This is a genomic window from Fusibacter sp., assembly GCF_057447755.1.
The window spans coordinates 1-3328 of sequence record NZ_JBVBZF010000368.1; the positions used below are offsets into that span (position 1 = coordinate 1).

Annotated in this window: 3 protein-coding genes and 1 riboswitch; of the genes, 2 read left to right on the forward strand and 1 reads right to left on the reverse strand. The window is 41.6% G+C overall.

Annotated features, from left to right (window positions below):
* Nucleotides 1–1845 (forward strand): U32 family peptidase (locus AC220I_RS20275; RefSeq protein WP_486725684.1); only part of this gene is annotated, 1845 nt, incomplete at its 5' end.
* Between the two features lie 114 nt (nucleotides 1846–1959).
* Here the strand turns inward: AC220I_RS20275 and AC220I_RS20280 are convergent.
* On the reverse strand, nucleotides 1960–2514 hold the full coding sequence (locus AC220I_RS20280) for a DUF2284 domain-containing protein (protein WP_486725685.1): 555 nt from the start codon (nucleotides 2512–2514) through the stop codon (nucleotides 1960–1962).
* Nucleotides 2515–2630: 116 nt separating this feature from the next.
* A riboswitch (TPP riboswitch) is annotated at nucleotides 2631–2732 on the forward strand.
* Between the two features lie 75 nt (nucleotides 2733–2807).
* Between AC220I_RS20280 and thiT the strand changes: the two genes are divergently transcribed.
* Nucleotides 2808–3328 (forward strand): energy-coupled thiamine transporter ThiT (gene thiT / locus AC220I_RS20285; RefSeq protein ID WP_486725686.1); only part of this gene is annotated, 521 nt, incomplete at its 3' end.

Here is a 3328-nt window from a genome sequence, read left to right on the forward strand (position 1 = left end):
AAAAGAGTCGTATTGTCCCGCGAGGTCGAAATTGAAAAGGTAAAAGAGATAAAGCGAATCGCTAAGATTCCACTAGAAATATTTGTACATGGTGCCCTTTGCGTCTCTTATTCAGGCAACTGCCTCATGTCGGGACTTATTGGCTACCGTAGTGGAAATCGTGGCAGATGTGTGGGCTCTTGTCGTAAGATGTATGAGATTATCGAGACAGAGACTGGCAACGTCATCGCGAAAAACTATATACTATCCACCAAGGACCTCAACACCATCGACCACATTGAAGACTTAAAGGAGATTGATTCCTTAAAAATCGAAGGTCGTATGAAAGAACCTGCTTACGTGGCAAATGTCGTTTCAAAATACCGTAAGGCACTGGATGGTCAACTGACGGAAGCGGATAAGGAAGACCTGAGTAAGACCTTCAACAGGACCTTTACAAAGGGATACTTGTTCCACGAGGACGCTAAAGAAATCACCAATGTCATGAGACCTAATAACTACGGTTATGAAATCGGCAGAATCAGCAAAATCATCAAGGACATGTATGAAATCAGCCTTTCAAAGCCTTTGAATCAAAACGACATTATCAGAATAAGCCATAACAATGAAGATGTGATCTTAAATGTGGTCAAGCTCTACGATAAAGAAGGCAACTTAATCAACCGAGCAGAAGATGTTTGTTATGTTAAAGCTAAAGAAAAGTTGTCAAAGGGTGATGTGGTTTATGTCACAAAGGACAACCTCTACTATAAAGAACTTGAAGCCTCATTAGACCACGAATTTAGACGCTTCAAACTCAATGTGAAGGTACGCGCTTATCCAGATTCAAGGCTTCTTGTGGAGGGTGAGGGTCTAGGCTTTAGCTACACTTACGAGAGTGAAGAAATTCTTGGCGAAGCCATTAACAATCCAACCACAGAAGACCAGGTCCAAAAGCAATTTTCAAAGTTGAACGAGACCATTTTTGAACTTGGACGCGTCGAGTTTGAGGGACACAATGCCTTTGTACCGGTTAAGCTTTTAAATGCTGCCAGAAGAGATGTTGTTCAGGGGCTATATGACCTCAAGGTCAAGAGTCAAAAGAAGCGCACAAAAGCGCCTAAGTCGCAGGATAAAATTAGCTTTACACCTGTGAAGCCTTATCTCACAGCGTCTGTTACGACTCAAGACCAATATGATGTCTGCAAGAATCTTGGTATAGAAGAAATATATTTTGACAATATCGTGAGAAGAAACCAAATTGAGTATGCCCACAGAGAGGGTCAACTACTACTGGGGGGCTATGGCGGAATTCATCATTACAAGGACACCAATCCTTTTGTGACGGATTATTCTCTAAACGTGGTCAATGCCACAAGCTGTTATGAACTCTATAAATTAGGTGCAAAACGCATTACCCTTTCTTATGAACTCAACAAAAATCAGATAGATGACCTTGTACAAGCTTATTATGACCAAAATGACGGGTATCCAGCACTGGAAATGATCGTTTACGGCAAGGCACCGTTGCTCTTTACCAAATATTGCCCGCTTAAGAAACTGAATCAGTGTGGTAAGTGTAAAACAAAGCAGTATGAGTTAAAGGATGAACATGGCGTTTTCCCAATCCTCACACATGACGATTGCACGACGACCATCCTCAACGGCAAGACACTAAATCTTTTAGATGAAATGTCGAGCATCAAAGGTGTGGAGGCCTTTAGACTCAACTTCACCATCGAAACAAAGGACCAGGTGGCTCAGACGGTCAAGGAAGCCCTTGGCAAGTTAAAGGGTGAAATTAGCAGGTCTGTTTTCAATCAGGAAGCGGATACAAGAGGCCATTTCAACAAGGAAATTATGTAGAACCCTTACAAAGGCAAAGAAAAATGATTATGGTTTAAAGTAAAATCTCCAAGCGATACATGCAAAGATGCATGACCATCACTTGGAGATTTTTTAGTATCTTTAATAGCATAATTATTTGGTAAGCTTTTCTGCGACACCCTTAAGGTGATCGATATTTTTCACGAGAACGGCACTCACGTTAAGTAGGTATGTTGGCGCTTTACCGCTTTTTTTCCACTGGGGTTCTTCGTTTAAGGTTTGCTTGGTGAGAGATCCCACTAGGAAACCAAGCGATTCTAGGGAGTACTTCATATCTCTAGGATTGATGCATGCATTGCCGAGCACCTTCTGACAGGGGTCACAAAGATCGCAATTACCTGCAATGAGTACTTCATATCGATTGTCGTGGGCGAGTTCAATTAACTTGCTGCCAATTACTTTTCTAGAAGCGTAATAAGCATCTACCAAATCCGTGCCCTCTTCAGCCCGAACCTTACCGCCAATCACCAATATATATTTATAGTCACCTAAAATATCGATGGCATCAAAATCAAAGGGGGGACAGGACCAATATTTTCCCTTTTTTTCGCACCCCTGGCAATGGCCACCCGGTCGATCGGGTGTATGGTGCTCAAAGAGTTGAGCGAGGGAAATGATCGCCGTTTTATATTCTACACTATAGCGCATAAAGTGCCTCCTAATAATGGATTAATCCGTAAGTATTAATAGTATAACATTATCTTAATTAAATTTGAATTATTGATGATTCTGTGTTACACTGTGAGAGTAAAAAATAAAATATATGATTCACCTAGGGGTGCCTTTGGCTGAGAGCGTTGATAAGACGTAACCCTTTGAACCTGAACTAGATAAAACTAGCGGAGGAAAGTGTGGAAAAACGAGTTTTAGACTCTACACATTTTCGTGTAGGGTCTTTTTGTTTGTTTCCACCATTTTGAGTCGAAAATGGAGGTTGTACTATGGAAAGAGATTCAAGTTTAAGAGTAAGAATGCTCGTGGAAGGGGCAATGATGATTGCCATCGCCACAATACTCAGCTTTATCAAGGTTGCTGAAATGCCATATGGCGGTTCTGTAACAGCGGGCAGTATGGTGCCAATTTTAATCTATGCCTATAGATGGGGTGGTACTCAAGGTATATTAGCAGGCGTCGTATACGGTATTATTCAATTTATTATTGGTCCTTATGCAGCACACCCGATTTCAATCCTCTTAGATTACCCAGTTGCTTTTGGTTTACTTGGCATTATGGGTTACGTTGCACATAAAACAGAGGATGTTAAGAAAATATTTGTCGGGGTTGCCATTGCAATCGCTGGAAGGTTTATCGCGCACTTCATTTCAGGCGTGGTATTCTTTGGTATGTATGCACCAGAAGGGATGTCACCAGTGCTTTACTCAGCTGGCTACAACGCTGCATACCTAGTACCAGAAATGGTGATTTCTATGGTGGCATTCGCCTTAATCTACAAACAGCTCAA

Bases quoted from the DNA above. Each gene is read 5' to 3' on its own strand.
- AC220I_RS20280 (WP_486725685.1), bottom strand. From the start codon at position 2,514: ATGCGCTATAGTGTAGAATATAAAACGGCGATCATTTCCCTCGCTCAA.